Origin of the sequence: Variovorax endophyticus (assembly GCF_025376855.1) — a bacterium.
Lineage (GTDB): Bacteria > Pseudomonadota > Gammaproteobacteria > Burkholderiales > Burkholderiaceae_C > Variovorax.
Map to the genome: position 1 here is coordinate 49,285 of NZ_JAHUTH010000032.1, position 15,558 is coordinate 64,842.

13 protein-coding genes are annotated in these 15,558 nt (G+C 71.1%); 10 read left to right on the plus strand and 3 right to left on the minus strand.

All coding sequences use genetic code 11. From position 1 onward, the window contains the following. Position 1: 1 nt before the first annotated feature. Complete coding sequence (gene gatA / locus KV106_RS32160; RefSeq protein ID WP_261215357.1) at positions 2-1,516, minus strand: Asp-tRNA(Asn)/Glu-tRNA(Gln) amidotransferase subunit GatA; 1,515 nt, start codon at positions 1,514-1,516, stop codon at positions 2-4. Then, positions 1,513-1,812, minus strand: coding sequence for an Asp-tRNA(Asn)/Glu-tRNA(Gln) amidotransferase subunit GatC (gene gatC, locus KV106_RS32165; RefSeq protein ID WP_057591262.1), 300 nt, complete (start codon positions 1,810-1,812; stop codon positions 1,513-1,515). Before gatC ends, gatA begins: the two co-directional genes overlap by 4 nt. A gap of 224 nt (positions 1,813-2,036) precedes the next feature. Here gatC and KV106_RS32170 point away from each other — a divergent pair, with 224 nt between their 5' ends. The 10 genes from KV106_RS32170 to KV106_RS32215 all read left to right on the plus strand — a co-directional run bounded on the left by KV106_RS32170 (position 2,037) and on the right by KV106_RS32215 (position 14,548). Then, positions 2,037-3,080: a rod shape-determining protein gene (locus KV106_RS32170; protein WP_057591261.1), complete on the plus strand. Its 1,044-nt coding sequence runs from the start codon at positions 2,037-2,039 to the stop codon at positions 3,078-3,080. 84 nt (positions 3,081-3,164) lie between these two features. Then, positions 3,165-4,172, plus strand: coding sequence for a rod shape-determining protein MreC (gene mreC, locus KV106_RS32175; RefSeq protein WP_057591260.1), 1,008 nt, complete (start codon positions 3,165-3,167; stop codon positions 4,170-4,172). Further along, positions 4,169-4,690 (plus strand): rod shape-determining protein MreD, encoded by a 522-nt coding sequence (mreD, locus tag KV106_RS32180; protein WP_057591259.1) that lies wholly within the window; start codon positions 4,169-4,171, stop codon positions 4,688-4,690. The genes mreC and mreD overlap by 4 nt, the downstream gene beginning before the upstream one ends. Continuing rightward, positions 4,687-5,451: an SMI1/KNR4 family protein gene (locus KV106_RS32185; protein ID WP_261215360.1), complete on the plus strand. Its 765-nt coding sequence runs from the start codon at positions 4,687-4,689 to the stop codon at positions 5,449-5,451. Before mreD ends, KV106_RS32185 begins: the two co-directional genes overlap by 4 nt. Before the next feature lie 26 nt (positions 5,452-5,477). Beyond that, complete coding sequence (gene mrdA, locus KV106_RS32190; RefSeq protein ID WP_261215370.1) at positions 5,478-7,448, plus strand: penicillin-binding protein 2; 1,971 nt, start codon at positions 5,478-5,480, stop codon at positions 7,446-7,448. 230 nt (positions 7,449-7,678) lie between these two features. After that, positions 7,679-8,701 carry a D-xylose ABC transporter substrate-binding protein gene (gene xylF, locus KV106_RS32195; protein WP_261215372.1) on the plus strand — a complete coding sequence of 341 codons (1,023 nt, stop codon included), beginning with the start codon at positions 7,679-7,681 and terminating at the stop codon, positions 8,699-8,701. Positions 8,702-8,801: 100 nt separating this feature from the next. Then, positions 8,802-9,992: a sugar ABC transporter permease gene (locus tag KV106_RS32200; protein ID WP_057591255.1), complete on the plus strand. Its 1,191-nt coding sequence runs from the start codon at positions 8,802-8,804 to the stop codon at positions 9,990-9,992. A 2-nt stretch (positions 9,993-9,994) separates the two neighbouring features. Continuing rightward, complete coding sequence (locus KV106_RS32205; RefSeq protein WP_057591254.1) at positions 9,995-10,795, plus strand: ATP-binding cassette domain-containing protein; 801 nt, start codon at positions 9,995-9,997, stop codon at positions 10,793-10,795. A gap of 23 nt (positions 10,796-10,818) precedes the next feature. Next, the gene (locus tag KV106_RS32210; RefSeq protein WP_261215382.1) at positions 10,819-11,973 is read left to right on the plus strand and encodes an ROK family transcriptional regulator; all 1,155 of its coding nucleotides are present in this window, start codon (positions 10,819-10,821) and stop codon (positions 11,971-11,973) included. 175 nt (positions 11,974-12,148) lie between these two features. Next, entirely contained in the window at positions 12,149-14,548 is a 2,400-nt protein-coding gene (locus tag KV106_RS32215; protein ID WP_261215384.1) for a membrane-bound PQQ-dependent dehydrogenase, glucose/quinate/shikimate family, read from the plus strand. 4 nt (positions 14,549-14,552) lie between these two features. Here KV106_RS32215 and KV106_RS32220 read toward each other — a convergent pair whose 3' ends face one another. Further along, positions 14,553-15,548 carry a Bug family tripartite tricarboxylate transporter substrate binding protein gene (locus KV106_RS32220; protein ID WP_057591251.1) on the minus strand — a complete coding sequence of 332 codons (996 nt, stop codon included), beginning with the start codon at positions 15,546-15,548 and terminating at the stop codon, positions 14,553-14,555. Positions 15,549-15,558 lie beyond the last annotated feature (10 nt).

The following is a 15,558-nucleotide window of genomic DNA, read 5'->3' on the forward strand; positions in this document are numbered from 1 at the left end:
GTCAGAAGCCCTCCGGCGTGCGCGCGTGCCAGTCGGTGGCCTGCTGGAAGCGGTGCGCCGCGTTGAGCAGCTTCGCTTCGCCGAAGTAGTTGCCGATCAGCTGCAGGCCCACGGGCATGCCGCCGTCGAAGCCCACCGGCAGGCTCATGCCGGGCAGGCCGGCCAGCGAGGCCGGCAAGGTGAAGATGTCGGCCAGGTAGTCGGCCACGGGATCGTCGCCGTGCTCGCCGATCTTCCAGGCGGTGGTCGGCGCGGCCGGGCCGGCGATCACGTCGCACTGCGCGAAGGCCTGCTGGAAGTCGTCGGCGATCATGCGGCGCACCTTCTGCGCCTGCAGGTAGTAGGCGTCGTAGTAGCCGTGCGAGAGCACGTAGGTGCCGATCATGATGCGGCGCTTGACCTCGTCGCCGAAGCCTTCGGCGCGCGTGCGCTCGTACATCTGCGTGAGCGCGGTCTTCTTGCTGGCCGAGTCTAAGAAGTCCTTGGCGCGGTGGCCGAACTTCACGCCGTCGAAGCGGCTCAGGTTGCTCGAGGCCTCGGCCGCGGCAATGATGTAGTAGACGGGAATCGACAGCTCGGTGCGCGGCAGCGAGACCTCGACGCGCTTGGCGCCGAGCTTCTCGTACTGCAACAGCGCTGCATCGATGGCGGCGCGCACGCCGGGCGCCACGCCCTCGCCGAAGAACTCCTTCGGCACGCCGATGCGCAGGCCCTCGAGCGAATCGTTCAGCGCGCGGCCGAAGTTCTCGGCCGGGCGGTCGAGCGAGGTCGAGTCGCGGTCGAGGTCGGGGCCGCAGAAGGCCGACAGCAGCAGCGCGCAGTCCTCGGCCGAGCGGGCCATCGGGCCGGCCTGGTCGAGGCTGGAGGCGAAGGCCACCATGCCGTAGCGCGAGGCGCGGCCGTAGGTAGGCTTGATGCCGGTCACGCCGCAGAACGAGGCCGGCTGGCGGATCGAGCCGCCGGTGTCGGTGCCGGTGGCGGCCGGCGCGAGGCGCGCGGCCACGGCGGCCGCGCTGGCGCCCGAGGAGCCGCCCGGGATGCGCTCGAGGTTCCAGGGGTTGCGCACCGGCACGGCCCGGTCGTGGCCGACGGCGGGCACGGCCACGTTCTCGTTGGCCGAGCCCATCGCGAACTCGTCGCAGCTGAGCTTGCCCAGCGTGACGGTGCCGGCCTCGGCGAGGCGGCGCACCACGGTGGCGTCGAAGGGCGAGCGGTAGCCCGCGAGCATCTTCGAGCCCGCGGTGGTGGCGAAATCGGTGGTGACGAAGATGTCCTTGTGCGCGATCGGCACGCCGGCCAGCGCCGGAGCGTTGCCGGCCGCGAGCGACGCGTCGGCCGCGCGGGCCTGGGCCAGCGTGGCGTCCTCGTTCACTTCGACGAAGCTGCCGAGCGCCTGGTGGGCCTTCATGCGGCCGAGAAAGTGCTGCGCGGCCTCGACGGCCGAGACTTCGCGCCCGGCCAGCGCCTTCGCCAGCGCGGCCACCCCGAGTTGGTGCAGGTCCTTGGCGCCGCTCATTCGATCACCTTGGGCACGAGGAACAGGCCGGCTTCGACGGCGGGGGCGCTGCGCTGGTTGGCTTCGCGGTTGTCGGGCTCGCTCACGACGTCCTCGCGCAGGCGCAGGACGATGTCCTCGATGGCGGCCACGGGGTGGGCCAGGGGCTCGACGCCGGTGGTGTCGACCGAGCGCATGCGCTCGACCACGTCGAAGAAGCCGTTGAGCTGGCTGAGCATGCGCTCGCTTTCGTCGGGGGCGAGCTGCAGCCGCGCCAGGGAGGCGATGCGGGCGATATCGGAAGCGGAAAGGGACATGGTGGAACCGGCCGAAAAACCGGAGGTAAATAGCGCGCCGCAAGGGCCGCCAACACGGGATTCAGAGGGGATTCGGGTATTATCCCGCCTTTGCCGCAACCCCCGCGAACGCGCCGGCTTTTGCTGCAAAAACGATCAAATTCACCCTTCCAGCACCCCCAAAACACCCATAGAGTGAGCGACGTTCTGCCGATGCGCAGCCCGTGCTCCAGAGGATTCCGCACATGTTTGGAGCTTTCCGTCGGTATTTCTCCACCGACCTCGCGATCGACCTCGGCACCGCCAACACGCTCATCTTCGCCCGCAACAAGGGCATCGTGCTGGACGAACCCTCGGTCGTCGCCATCCGCCACGAAGGCGGCCCGCATGGCAAGAAGGTGATCCAGGCCGTCGGCCGCGAGGCCAAGGCCATGCTCGGCAAGGTGCCGGGCAACATCGAAGCCATCCGCCCGATGAAGGACGGCGTGATCGCCGACTTCGTGATCACCGAGCAGATGATCAAGCAGTTCATCAAGATGGTGCACCCGCGCACGCTGCTCACGCCGAGCCCGCGCATCATCATCTGCGTGCCCTGCGGTTCCACCCAGGTCGAGCGCCGCGCCATCAAGGACGCGGCCGAGGCCGCGGGCGCGACCTCGGTCTACCTGATCGAGGAACCCATGGCCGCGGCCATCGGCGCCGGCCTGCCCGTCAGCGAAGCCTCGGGCTCGATGGTGGTCGACATCGGCGGCGGCACCACCGAGGTGGGCGTCATCAGCCTCGGCGGCATGGTCTACAAGGGCTCGGTGCGCGTCGGCGGCGACCGCTTCGACGAGGCCATCATCAACTACATCCGCCGCAACTACGGCATGCTGATCGGCGAGCCCACGGCCGAGGTCATCAAGAAGAGCATCGGCTCGGCCTTCCCGGGCTCCGAGGTCAAGGAAATGGAAGTCAAGGGCCGCAACCTCTCCGAGGGCGTGCCGCGCAGCTTCACGATCAGCAGCAACGAAGTGCTGGAAGCCCTGACCGACCCGCTCAACAACATCGTCTCGGCCGTCAAGAACGCGCTCGAGCAGACCCCGCCCGAACTCGGCGCCGACATCGCCGAGCGCGGCATGATGCTCACCGGCGGCGGCGCGCTGCTGCGCGACCTCGACCGCCTGCTGGCCGAGGAAACCGGCCTGCCGGTGCTGGTCGCCGAGGACCCGCTGACCTGCGTGGTGCGCGGCTGCGGCATCGCCCTCGAGCGCATGGACCGGCTGGGAAGCATCTTCACGAGCGAGTGAATGCAGCGCCGCCTCCATCGGCCGGCCCCCGCTTGCGCGGGCCGGCCTTTTGTCATCTGATGCCGCAGCACCCGACCTGATCCCATGCCCCTGGGCACGCTCGACCGCACCGCGCCACCCCTGTTCAACCAGGGGCCATCGGCGCTGAGCAAGCTGATCTTCTTCAGCACGCTCGCGCTTTTCCTGATGGTGGCGGACGCCCGCTTCCACATCGTGCAGCCGGTGCGCCAGGCCATCGCGGCCGTGCTCTACCCGGTGCAGTGGGTGGCGCTCAAGCCCGTGCAGTTCGTGGTGGGCGCCGGCGGCTATCTCGAGGACCTGCAGACCGCGCAGAAGAACGAGGCCGACGCGCGCAAGGCGCTGATGCTGCAGGCCGAGCGCGCAAGCCAGGCCGACACGCTGGCGCAGGACAACGCGCGGCTGCGCGCGCTGCTCGAGCTGCGCCAGCTGCAGCAGACGCCGGGCCGCGCGGCCGAGGTGCTGTACGACGCGGCCGACCCCTACACGCGCAAGATCGTCATCGACCAGGGCCTGGCCCAGGGCGTGGCGCCGGGTTCGCCGGTGATCGACGCGCAGGGCGTGCTCGGCCAGGTGACGGCGGTGCAGCCCTTCACGAGCGAGGTCACGCTGGTGATCGACCGCGATCTCTCCATTCCCGTGCAGAACACCCGCACCGGCGTGCGCAGCGTGGCCTTCGGCGATGCCTCGGCGCATGGCGGCGGGCTCGAGCTGCGCTTCATGGCCGCCAACGCCGACCTGCAGGAGGGCGACCTGCTGTCCACCAGCGGCGTCGACGGCATCTATCCCGCCGGATTGCCGGTGGCGAAGATCGAGCGCATCGAGCGCCGCGCCGACTCGGCCTTCGCGCGCATCTACTGTGTGCCGCTCGCGCACGTGATGGCCGCGCGCTACGTGCTGGTGCTGCAGCCCACGGGCGCGCCCTCGGCACCGCCGCCGCCGGCCGCGGCCGCGCCGGCGCCGCGCCCGAAGAAGGCCGAGGGCAAGGCCGGCGCGGCCGTCAAGGGCGCGGAGAAGGCGTCCGAGAAGAACGGCGCCGCCGCACCGAAGAAACCCGCGGAGGCCGCGCGATGATCAAGCGACCCGGCCAGCAGCAGCTTCTGCTGCCCGTCAGCCCCGTGTTCATGTGGGGCAGCCTCGTGGTGGCCCTGCTGATCAACATGGTCCCGATCGGCCGCGCCGCCTGGATGCCCGACCTGCTCGCGCTGGCGATCGTGTTCTGGGGCGTGCACCAGCCGATGCGCGTGGGCATCGGCGCCGCCTTCGTCTTCGGCCTGCTGATGGACGTGCACCAGGCCTCGATGCTCGGCCAGCATGCGCTGTCCTACACCACGCTGGGCTTCTTCGCGATCACCATCCACCGGCGCCTGCTCTGGTACCCGGTGCTGTCGCAGGCGCTGCAGGTGCTGCCGCTGTTCGCGCTGTCGCAGCTGATCGAGATCGTCACGCGCATCATCGGCGGCGGGGTGTTCCCGGGCTGGTCGGTACTGATCTCGCCGGCGGTCGAGGCCGCGCTGTGGCCGCTGGCCACCTTCGTGCTGCTGGCGCCGCAGCGCCGCACGCCCGAGCCCGACGAAAACCGCCCCTTGTGACCATGTCCGTCGCCGGGCCTTCCCTGCCGCCGTCCGTGCGGGCCTTCGTGGATGCCGCCGTCGTGGTCGGCGACCTCGGGTTGCCGCAGTGGTATCCCGAGCCCGGCGGCATCGACGCTTTCCAGGTCGGCTACCGCTCGAACGGCAACACCGGCGAGGACCTGAGCAGCGAGGCGCCGGGCCAGTGGCATCCCGCCTGGCTCGCGGTGGCGGCCAACTACTTTCGCGACCCCTACTTCATCGACCTGCGCGAGGCCGACGCGGGCTATCCGGTCTGGTGGGCGCCGGCCTCGGCCGGCCGCTGGACGCCGTCGCCCGTGGCCGCGTCGATCGAGCGCTTCGGCGCGCTGCTGCGCTCGCTGGCGGCGCTGGGCGACGACCCGGGCGCGATGCTCGCGCGCATCGAGCGCGAGCCCGGCACCGGGGGCGCGCCCTGGCGCGAGATCCGCGCCAACCTCGCCGAGGCCATGGACGCGCCCGACGCGGACGATGAAGAGCCGTCCGCGCCGGTCGACCCCGCGCACTGGACGCGCGGCACGCTGGTGCTGCGCGACGCGGGCGCGCGCCGCGTCGAGGTCGCGCAATGCGTGGTGCGGCTGCTCGGTGTCGCGCCGGCGCGCGCGCTCGCGCTGCTCAAGGCGCCGCCGCTGGAACTGCGCAGCGGTTTCCAAACTCATCTGGAAGCCGACCTGCGCAGCCTGCGCGCGCTCGGCGCCACGGTGGACTTCGTGCCGGTTGCCTCGGCACCGCATGAAGCCTAAGCTCATCCATTGACCGTTCGCCGCCCATGACCGAAATCCGCAACGTCGCCGCCGACCTCGCGCGCTTCAAGCGCCGCGTGATCGTGATCGGCCTCACGGTGCTGTTCGCCTTCGGGCTGCTGTCGTCGCGGCTGATCTACCTGCAGGTCGCGCGCCACGAGGACCTCGCCGAGCAGGCCGAGAGCAACCGCACGGCCGTGGTGCCGGTGGTGCCCAACCGCGGGCTGATCCTCGACCGCAACGGCATCGTGCTGGCCTCCAACTACTCGGCCTACACGCTCGAGATCACGCCCTCGAAGGTGGGCGACGTCGAGCAGACCATCGACGACCTGACGCAGGTGGTCGAGGTCTCGCCGCGCGACCGGCGCCGCTTCAAGCGCCTGCGCGAGGACTCGCGCAGCTTCGACTCGATCCCGATCCGCACCCGCCTGAGCGACGAGGAGGTCGCGCGCTTCGCGGCCCAGCGCTACCGCTTTCCGGGGGTGGAGATCAAGGCGCGGCTGTTCCGCAACTATCCGCAGGGCGAGCTCGGCTCGCACGTGCTCGGCTACATCGGCCGCATCAACCAGCGCGAGAAGGTCGCGATGGAGGACTGGGACGAGGAAGAGCAGGCCAACTACAAGGGCACGGACTACATCGGCAAGCTCGGCATCGAGCAGAGCTACGAGAAGACGCTGCACGGCCAGACCGGCGTCGAGCAGATGGAGACCTCGGCCGGCGGCCGCGCGGTGCGCCGGCTCGCGAGCCACCCGGCCACGCCGGGCAACACCGTCATGCTGTCGATCGACATCAAGCTGCAGAAGCTGGTCGAGGAGATGTACGGCGACCGGCGCGGCGCGCTGGTGGCGATCGATCCCAAGACCGGCGAGGTGCTGGCCTTCGTGAGCAAGCCCACCTTCGACCCCAACCTGTTCGTCGAGGGCATCGACACCGAGAGCTGGCAGGCGCTGACCGAGTCGATCGACAAGCCGCTGCTCAACCGCGCCCTGCGCGGCACCTACCCGCCCGGCTCCACCTACAAGCCCTTCATGGCGCTGGCCGCGCTGCAGACCGGCAAGCGCGGCGCCAGCGTGGTGGTCAACGACCCCGGCTACTTCAACTTCGGCGGCCACCGCTTCGGCAGCCCCGAGGGCAACCTCGGCGGCGTCGACATGCGTCGTTCGATCCAGCTGTCGAGCAACATCTACTACTACTCGCTGGCCAACGAGATGGGCGTGGACCTGATCCACGACTTCATGAAGCCGCTGGGCTTCGGCCAGATCACCGGCATCGACCTCGGCGGCGAGGTGCGCGGCGTGCTGCCGAGCACCGAGTGGAAGCGCAACACCTACAAGCGGCCCGAGCAGAAGAAGTGGTACGCGGGCGAGACCATCTCGCTGGGCATCGGCCAGGGCTACAACAACTTCACCATGCTGCAGCTCGCGCAGGCCACCGCGATCGTGGCCAACGGCGGCATCAAGCACAAGCCGCACCTCGCGCTCGCCACGCGCGACACCGTCAGCGGCCAGGTGGTGCCGCTGCCGCAGCCGCCGGGCATGAACCTGGGCCTCACGGCGGCCAACATCGCCGTCATCCGCGAGGGCCTGACCAGCGTGGTCACCAGCGGCACCGCGCGCAGCGTGTTCGCGGGCGCGGCCTACCAGGCCGCCGGCAAGACCGGCACGGCGCAGGCCGTGACGCAGGCGCAGAACACCAAGTACAACGCGCGCGCGCTCGAGGAGCACCAGCGCGACCATGCGCTGTTCATGGCCTTCGCGCCGGTCAACGATCCCAAGATCGCGCTCGCCGTGATCGTCGAGAACGCCGGCTGGGGCGCCGGCGCGGCCGCGCCGATCGCGCGCCGCGTGTTCGACTACTGGCTCGCCGACCAGTACCCGAGCGAGGCCGACATGGCGGCCGTGCGCATCGGCAAGGCCGGCGCGCCGATGGGCAAGCCGCGCGTGGCCAGCGAGGTCGCCTGGCCCGCCGCGGCGCCGGCGAACGCGCCCGCGCCCTGAGCGCACGCCTCTTCTTTCCGGTCCTTGCAGCCCGCTCGGGGAATTCCCCGATGCCCCCGCCGCGCTTGCGATGGGATAGTTAGTTCGCCAGCCAAACTAAGTAGCGCCAAGGTTCTCAATCGGGTTCGTGGCGAACAACAGGCGTGGCATGGGGCGGGTCCCGGCCTTCGCGCGCCGATCCCGAAGCACAGGCCGCCTGCACCGGGCGACTCAACACTGGAGAGACATCGATGCAACTGAAACACACCCTGGCCGCGATGGCCTTCGGTCTGACGGCCGTGGGCGCCATGGCCCAGACCGTGGTCGGCGTGAGCTGGTCCAACTTCCAGGAGGAACGCTGGAAGACCGACGAGGCCGCGATCAAGGCCCAGCTCGAGAAGCAGGGCGCCAAGTACATCAGTGCCGATGCGGGCGGCTCGCCCGAGAAACAGCTCGGCGACATCGAGGGCCTGATGGCCAAGGGCGCGAAGGCGCTGATCGTGCTGGCGATGGACAAGGACGCGATCCTGCCCGCAGTGACCAAGGCCACGCGCCAGAAGGTGCCCGTGGTGGCCTACGACCGCCTGATCGAGGCGCCCGGCGTGTTCTACATCACCTTCGACAACGTCGAGGTCGGCCGCATGGAGGCGCGCGAGGTGCTCAAGGTCAAGCCCAAGGGCAACTACGTGATCATCAAGGGCTCGCCGGCCGACCCGAACGCCGACTTCCTGCGCGCGGGCCAGCAGGAGGTGCTGGCCGAGTCGATCAAGAAGGGCGACATCAAGATCGTCGGCGACGAGTACACCGAGGGCTGGAAGCCCGAGGTGGCGCAGAAGAACATGGAGCAGATCCTCACCAAGAACGGCAACAAGGTCGATGCCGTGGTGGCCGCCAACGACGGCACGGCCGGCGGCGCGGTGGCCGCGCTCACGGCCAAGGGCCTGCGCGGCGTGCCGGTGTCGGGCCAGGACGCCGACTTCGCGGCGCTCAACCGCATCGCGCTGGGCACGCAGACCGCCACCATCTTCAAGGACTCGCGCGAGCTCGGCCGCGAGGCCGCGAGCGCCGCGCTGGCGCTGGCGCAGGGCAAGCCGGTGGAGAAGGCCGGCACCTGGAACTCGGGCCCGAAGAAGGTCTCGCTGTCCTCGCGCCTGCTGACGCCGGTGCCGGTCACGCGCGACAACCTCGACGTGGTCGTCAAGGCCGGCTGGATCAAGAAGGACGAGCTCTGCAAGGGCGTCTCGGGCGCGAACGCGCCGGTTGCCTGCAAGTAAACGGCAGACCGGGGCGCAGCGCGCTGCGCTGCGCCTCCTCCTTCCACGGGCCGGCCCCGCGCGCGGCCGCCCATCCCCTTCTTTCCGAGGGAGTCCTCCCATGAGCAATCCAACCCCCGGCTGGTGGCGGCGCAGCGGCGTCGACCTGCGGCTCGTGCTGATGTGCGTGCTGCTGGTGGCGCTGGCGATCGGCTTCAACCTGATGTCCGGCGGCGTGTTCCTCACGCCCGAGAACCTCTACAACGTGGCCCAGCAGACGGCCGTGGTCGGCATCGTCTCGACCGTGATGGTGCTGATCATCGTGGCGCGCCACATCGACCTGTCGGTGGGCTCGGTGATGGGCTTCGTGGGCGTGCTGATCGCCTACCTGCAGTACACCTCGGGCTGGTCCTGGCCCACGGCCTGCCTCGCGGGGCTCGCGGTGGCGCTGCTGGTGGCCATCTATCAAGGCTGGCTCACGGCGGTACTCGGCGTGCCTTCGTTCGTGGTCACGCTCGGCGGCCTGATGTCGTTCCGCGGCGCGGCCTTTCTTGTGGCCGACGGCAAGACCCAGCCGGTCAACGACGAGTTCTTCCAGCGCCTGGGCGGCGGCTACGACGGCGGCATCGGCGTCACGGCCAGCTGGGCGATCGCGGGGCTGGTGGCGGTGGTGCTGTTCGCGCGCATGGTGCAGAAGCGCCGCGCGCGCACGCGCCACGAGATGCCCAACGAGCCGCTGTGGATCGAGCTGCTGCTGACCGCGGTGCCGGCGGCCGTGGTGCTGCTTTTCGCGGCCGTGATGAACCACTACAAGATCGACTCGAAGGACGCGCCGCAGGGCATCCCGATCCCGGTGCTGATCTGGGCCGTGGTGGCGATCGTGCTGTCGTTCATCGTGCACCGCACGCGCTTCGGCCGCTACGTCTTCGCGATGGGCGGCAACCCCGATGCGGCGGCGCTGGTGGGCATTCCGGTCAAGCGCGTCACGCTGATGCTGTTCGCGCTGCTCGCGGTGCTGGTGACCATCGCGGCCATCGTCTCGATCGCGCGGCTGAACGCCGGCACCAACTCGCTGGGCACCGGCATGGAGCTCTACGTGATCGCCGCGGCCGTCATCGGCGGCACCGCGCTGGCCGGCGGCAGCGGCTCGATCTTCGGCTCGGTGCTGGGCGCGCTGATCATGCAGTCGCTCGACAGCGGCATGCTGCTGCTCGACGTGCCCATCGGCAAGCGCATGGTGATCATCGGCCAGGTGCTGATCGTGGCCGTGGTGTTCGACGTGCTCTATCGCCGCAAGTTCGGGGAGAACTGAAGATGGCCGACATCGACAAGACCCGGCCGCTGGTCGAGCTGCACGAGATCCGCAAGGCCTTCGGCGGCGTGAAGGCGGTCGACGGCGTGAGCGTCAACCTCTATCCCGGCGAAGTGGTGGCGCTGCTGGGCCACAACGGCGCCGGCAAGTCCACGCTGATGAAGATGCTCGCGGGCGCCTACCCGATCGACTCGGGCGAGGTGCGCATCGCGGGCGACAGGGTCAACATCCGCACCCCGGCCGAGGCGCAGGCGCAGGGCATCGAGACCATCTACCAGACGCTGGCGCTGGCCGACAACCTCGATTCGGTGGCCAACCTGTTCCTGGGCCGCGAGAAGATGACGGCCTGGAACACGCTCGACGACCACTTCATGGAAGTGCAGGCGCGCAAGGTGTTCCAGCGCCTGAACAAGAACTTCACCAACATCCGCATCCCGGTGCGCCGCCTCTCGGGCGGCCAGCGCCAGGTGGTGGCGATCTCGCGCGCGCTGTACTTCAACGCGCGCATCCTGATCATGGACGAGCCCTGCGCCGCGCTCGGCCCCGAGGAGACCGCGATGGTCGGCCGGCTCGTGAAGCAGCTCAAGGACGACGGCGTGGGCATCTTCCTGATCACCCACGACATGCCCGACGTGTTCTCGCTGAGCGACCGGCTCGCGGTGATGAAGAACGGCAAGCTGGTCGGTACCTACCGCACCGCCGATGTCACCGAGGACGAGGTGCTCGGCATGATCATCGCGGGCAAGCGGCCCGAGGGCCGCGAGCAGGCGCCGCACGCGGCGACGGCGGTGGCCGCGGCCTGAGGCTTTCCCACCCGGCCCCGCGCATGAAGACCATCGGCGACCAGCAACTGCTCAAGCGCATGAACCGCAGCGTGCTGCTGCGGCTCCTGCGCGCGCGGCCGGGGCTGTCGCGCGCGCGGCTCGCGAGCGAGAGCGGCCTCACCAAGTCGACCGTGAGCCTGCTGGTGCGCGAGCTGCTCGACGAAGGCTGGCTCAGCGAATCGGGCGCCGCGGTGGCCGACGGGCTCGGGCGGCCCTCGACCCCGCTGCGGATCAATGTCGGCGTGCGCGCGCTCATGGGCATCGAGATCGCGGTCGACACGGCGCGGCTGGCCTGCGTCTCGCTGCAGGGCGAGGTGCTGCATTCCGACGAGCAGGCGCTGGCCGACAGCGCGCCGGCCGGCACCTGCGCGCAGGTCGCGCGCATGGCCGCGGCCGCGCACCGCCGGCTGGCCGAGCGCGGGCTGCGGCTGTCGAGCATCGGCGTGTGCGTGCCGGGCGCGGTCGACGACTGCACCGGCGAGGTCCGCTTCGCGCCCAACCTCGGCTGGCGCAACGTGCGCCTGCTGCCGATGCTCGAGGACGCGCTGGCCGCGGCCGGCCTCACGGGCGTGACGGTGCAGCTGCAGAACGATGCCGACGCCGCCGCGCTCGGCGAGTACGAGTTCGCCGCGGGCGAGGGCGAGGACCCGCTGATCTTCGTCAACTGCGACGTGGGCGTGGGCGCGGGCGTGGTGCTCAACGACCGCCTGTTCACCGGCGCCCAGGGCATGGCCGGCGAGATCGGCCACACCATCCTCGAGCTCGACGGCCCGCCATGCTCGTGCGGCCGGCGCGGCTGCGCCGAGGCCTTCTTCGGCGCCCGCGTGCTGGCGCGCGAGGGCGTGGACATGCCGCGCGCCGCCGCGCTGTTCGGCGTGCTGCTGCAGAACCTCTGGGTCACCTTCAATCCGCGCGCCATCGTGCTCGGCGGCAAGTCCTGCGCCGAGCACCGCGGCTTCGCGCAGGCCGCCTTCGCGAGCGTCAAGCACCATGCCGACGGCGCCGGCATGCCCGCGCCCGAGCTGCGCACCGCGCGCTACGACGCGCTCGCGCCCGCGGTGGGCGCGGCCGCGCTCGCGCTGCACGAGTACCTGCGGCCGCTGCAGCCCGATGCGCGGGCGCGGCGGGCGCGGGCGGCGCTGGGCGCGCGGGCCTGAGCTGCCGGGACTCGCGAGTACCTTCGTCCACGCCGCGCCCGCGCGCTGCATACCTTGGTCCCCGCGCGCGCCATCTGCCGCGCCGCGCCGGGAGGCACATGCGCGAACCGCCTACGCCGGCATGGCGCGCGCGGGACTACGGTGAGGACTTGCCCGCCGTTCCGGAGTCCCCGCCATGCCCTCGTCCACCCGTCCCCGCGCCAGCGCGCTGCTCCTCGTCCTCGCGCTGCTGATCGGACTGGCCGGCCTGGGGCTCGTCGTCGCGGGCGGCTGGCTGATCGCGCTCGGCGGCTCCTGGTACTACCTGCTCGCGGGCCTGGGGCTCGTCGCCACCGCGGCGCTGCTGCCGCGCGGCGGCGGGCGCGGCCTGATGGTCTATGCGCTGGTGGTCGCGGCCACGCTGGCCTGGGCGCTGTGGGAGGTGGGGCTCGCATGGTGGCCGATGGCCGCGCGCGGCGACCTGTTCTTCCTGCTCGGCCTGCTGCTGCTCACGCCCTGGGTCGCGCGTGCGCTCGCGCGGCGCGACGGTGCCGGCATCGTGGCCTCGCGCCGGGCGCTGAGCCTGGTGCTCGCGGCCTTCGCGGTGGCGGCCGTGCTGTCGTGGGTGCGCGGCGACGAGCGTCTCGATGGCATCGCGCCGCAGGCCGATCCGCCCTTCACCAGCGAGGCGCTGCCCCCCGCCGGCGCCGACTGGACCGCCTACGGCGGCACCGCCATGGGCCAGCGCTATTCGACGCTGGGCCAGATCACGCCAGTGAACGTGTCGCAGCTCGAGGAGGCCTGGCACTACCGCACCGGCGACGTGCGCGGCCAGCCCGGCGATCCCGAGGAGACCACCTTCGAGGTCACGCCGCTGAAGGTCGGCGAGCGGCTGTTCCTCTGCACGCCGCACCAGTCGGTGGTGGCGCTGAATGCCACCACGGGACAGGAGCTGTGGCGCCACACGCCGAAGATCGCGCCCTCGCTCGCGCTGCAGCATCTCACCTGCCGCGGCCTCTCGTACCAGCCGCCGCCGGCCGCGGCCCCGTCGCCCAACCTCTCGGCCGATGGCGCCTGCGCCGCCAAGCTGTTCATGCCCACGGCCGACGGCCGCGTGCTCGCGCTCGACCCCGAGAGCGGCAAGCCCTGCCTGCGCTTCGGCGGCGGCAGCGGCCAGATCGACCTGTGGAAGAACATGCCCAACGTGAAGCCGGGCTCGTACTACGCGACCTCGCCGGTGGTGGTCACGCGCTCGCTGATCGTGGTGGGCGGCACCGTGCTCGACAACGTCTCGACGCAGGAGACCTCGGGCGTGATCCGCGCCTTCGACATCGAGACCGGCGCGCTGGTGTGGAACTGGGATTCGGGCCGGCCCGAGGACACCGCGCCGATCGGCCCGGGCCGGACCTATTCCGTCAACTCGCCCAACAGCTGGTCGATCTCGAGCGTGGACGAGAAGCTCGGCATGGTCTACGTGCCCATGGGCAACCAGCCGCCCGACCAGTGGGGTGGCAAGCGCACCGAGGGCGCCGAGCGCTATGCGTCGTCGGTGGTCGCGCTCGACCTCGCGACCGGCCGCGTGCGCTGGCATTTCCAGACCGTGCACCACGACCTCTGGGACTACGACGTGCCCGCGCAGCCCAGCCTGGTCGACCTGCGCGTGGGCAGCGTGCGCGTGCCGGCGCTGGTGCAGCCGACCAAGCAGGGCGAGCTGTTCGTGCTCGACCGCCGCACCGGCCAGCCCGTGGTGCCGGTGCGCGAGCAGGCCGCGCCGCAGGGCGCCGCGCAGGGCGACCGCACGGCGCCGACGCAGCCGGTGTCGGGCCTGTCCTTCGACCCGCCCGCGCTGCGGCCGGCCGACATGTGGGGCGCCACCGTGTTCGACCAGCTGGCCTGCCGCATCGCCTTCCACCGACTGCGTTACGAGGGCCGTTTCACGCCGCCGTCGACGCAGGGCTCGCTGATCTACCCGGGCAACTTCGGTGTCTTCAACTGGGGCGGCGTCGCGGTCGATCCGCAGCGCCAGATCGCGTTCGCCACGCCGGCCTCGCTGGCCTTCGTCTCCACCTTGATCCCGCGCGCCGACGACAGCACGCTCTACGTGCAGGGCGGCAAGCCGCCCGATGGCAGCCTGCCCGCGCTCAACGAGAACTTCGGCGCGCCCTTCGCGGTGAAGCTCCATCCCTTCACCTCGGCGCTCGGCCTGCCGTGCCAGGCGCCGCCCTGGGGCCACGTGGCGGCCGCCGACCTGCGCAGCGGCCAGATCCTCTGGAAGCACAAGAACGGCACCGTGCGCGACAGCTCGCCGCTGCCGCTGCCCTTCGCGATGGGCGTGCCCAGCCTCGGCGGCCCGATCCTCACGGGCGGCGGCGTGGCCTTCCTCTCGGGCACGCTCGACTACTACCTGCGCGCCTACGACGTGAACAGCGGCCGCGAGATCTGGCGCAGCCGCCTGCCCGCGGGCGGCCAGGCCACGCCCATGACCTACGAGGGCGCGGACGGCCGCCAGTACGTGGTGGTGGCCGCGGGCGGCCATGGCTCGCTGGGCACGCGCACCGGCGACCACGTGATCGCTTACGCGCTGCCCAAGCGCTAGGAACTCAATCGAGCTGCAGGCCCGCGTCCTGCGCCGCCTTCGGCAGGATCGCGAGCTCGCGCTTGAGCACCTCGGCGAAGGCCTCGGGCGTGTTGCCGGTCGCGGGCGCCACGCCGCCGAGGTCGTTGAGCCGCTTGCGGAAGGCCGGCTCGGCCGTGATCTTGGCGATCTTCTCGCCGAGCAGCTTGACCACCGCGGGCGGCGTCTTCGCGGGCGCGACCACGCCGAACCAGACGTCGAAGTCCACGCCGCCGGGCACGCCCTGCTCGGTCAGGGTCGGCACCTCGGGCCACAGCTCGGAGCGGCCGTTGCGCAGCTGGCCGATGGCCTTGAGCTTGCCCGACTGGATGAAGCTGCGCACGTCGCCCGTGCCCAGCAGGCCCCAGCTCACCTCGTTGGCCATCAGCGCCTGCACCAGCGGCGCGCCGCCCTTGTAGGGCACGTGCGTGAAGTTGCCGTCGGCGTTGGCGTTGAAGGCTTCCGACGCCAGGTGCGAGAGCCCGCCCGCGCCGGCCGAGCCGTAGGGCATGCCGCCCTTGCCGGCCTTCTTGCCCGCGGCCAGCAGTTCCTGCACGTTCTTGTACGGCGACTTCTCGGGCACCACCAGCAAGAGCGGCGCCAGCGACACGCGCGCGACCGGCACGAAGTCCGACGCCTGGAAGCCCGCCTTCTTGTAGATGACCGGGTTGATCGACAGCATGCCCGTGAGCGTCACCGCCAGCGTGTGGCCGTCGGCGGGGCTCTGCATCACGTTGACCATGGCGATGTTGCCGCCCGCGCCGGGCCGGTTGTCGACCAGCACGGTCTGGCCCAGCTCCTCCTGCAGACGCGGGCCCAGCATGCGCGCGGCCACGTCGGTGGCGCCGCCCGGCGGATAGGGAACGACCAGGCGGATCGGCTTGGTCGGATAGGCCGCGTCCTGCGCCAGGGCGGCGCCGCCGAAGGCCAGCGCCAGGGATCCCGCCGTGAGGACACGGCCGATGAGGGTGAGGGTACGCACGTGTGCTCCT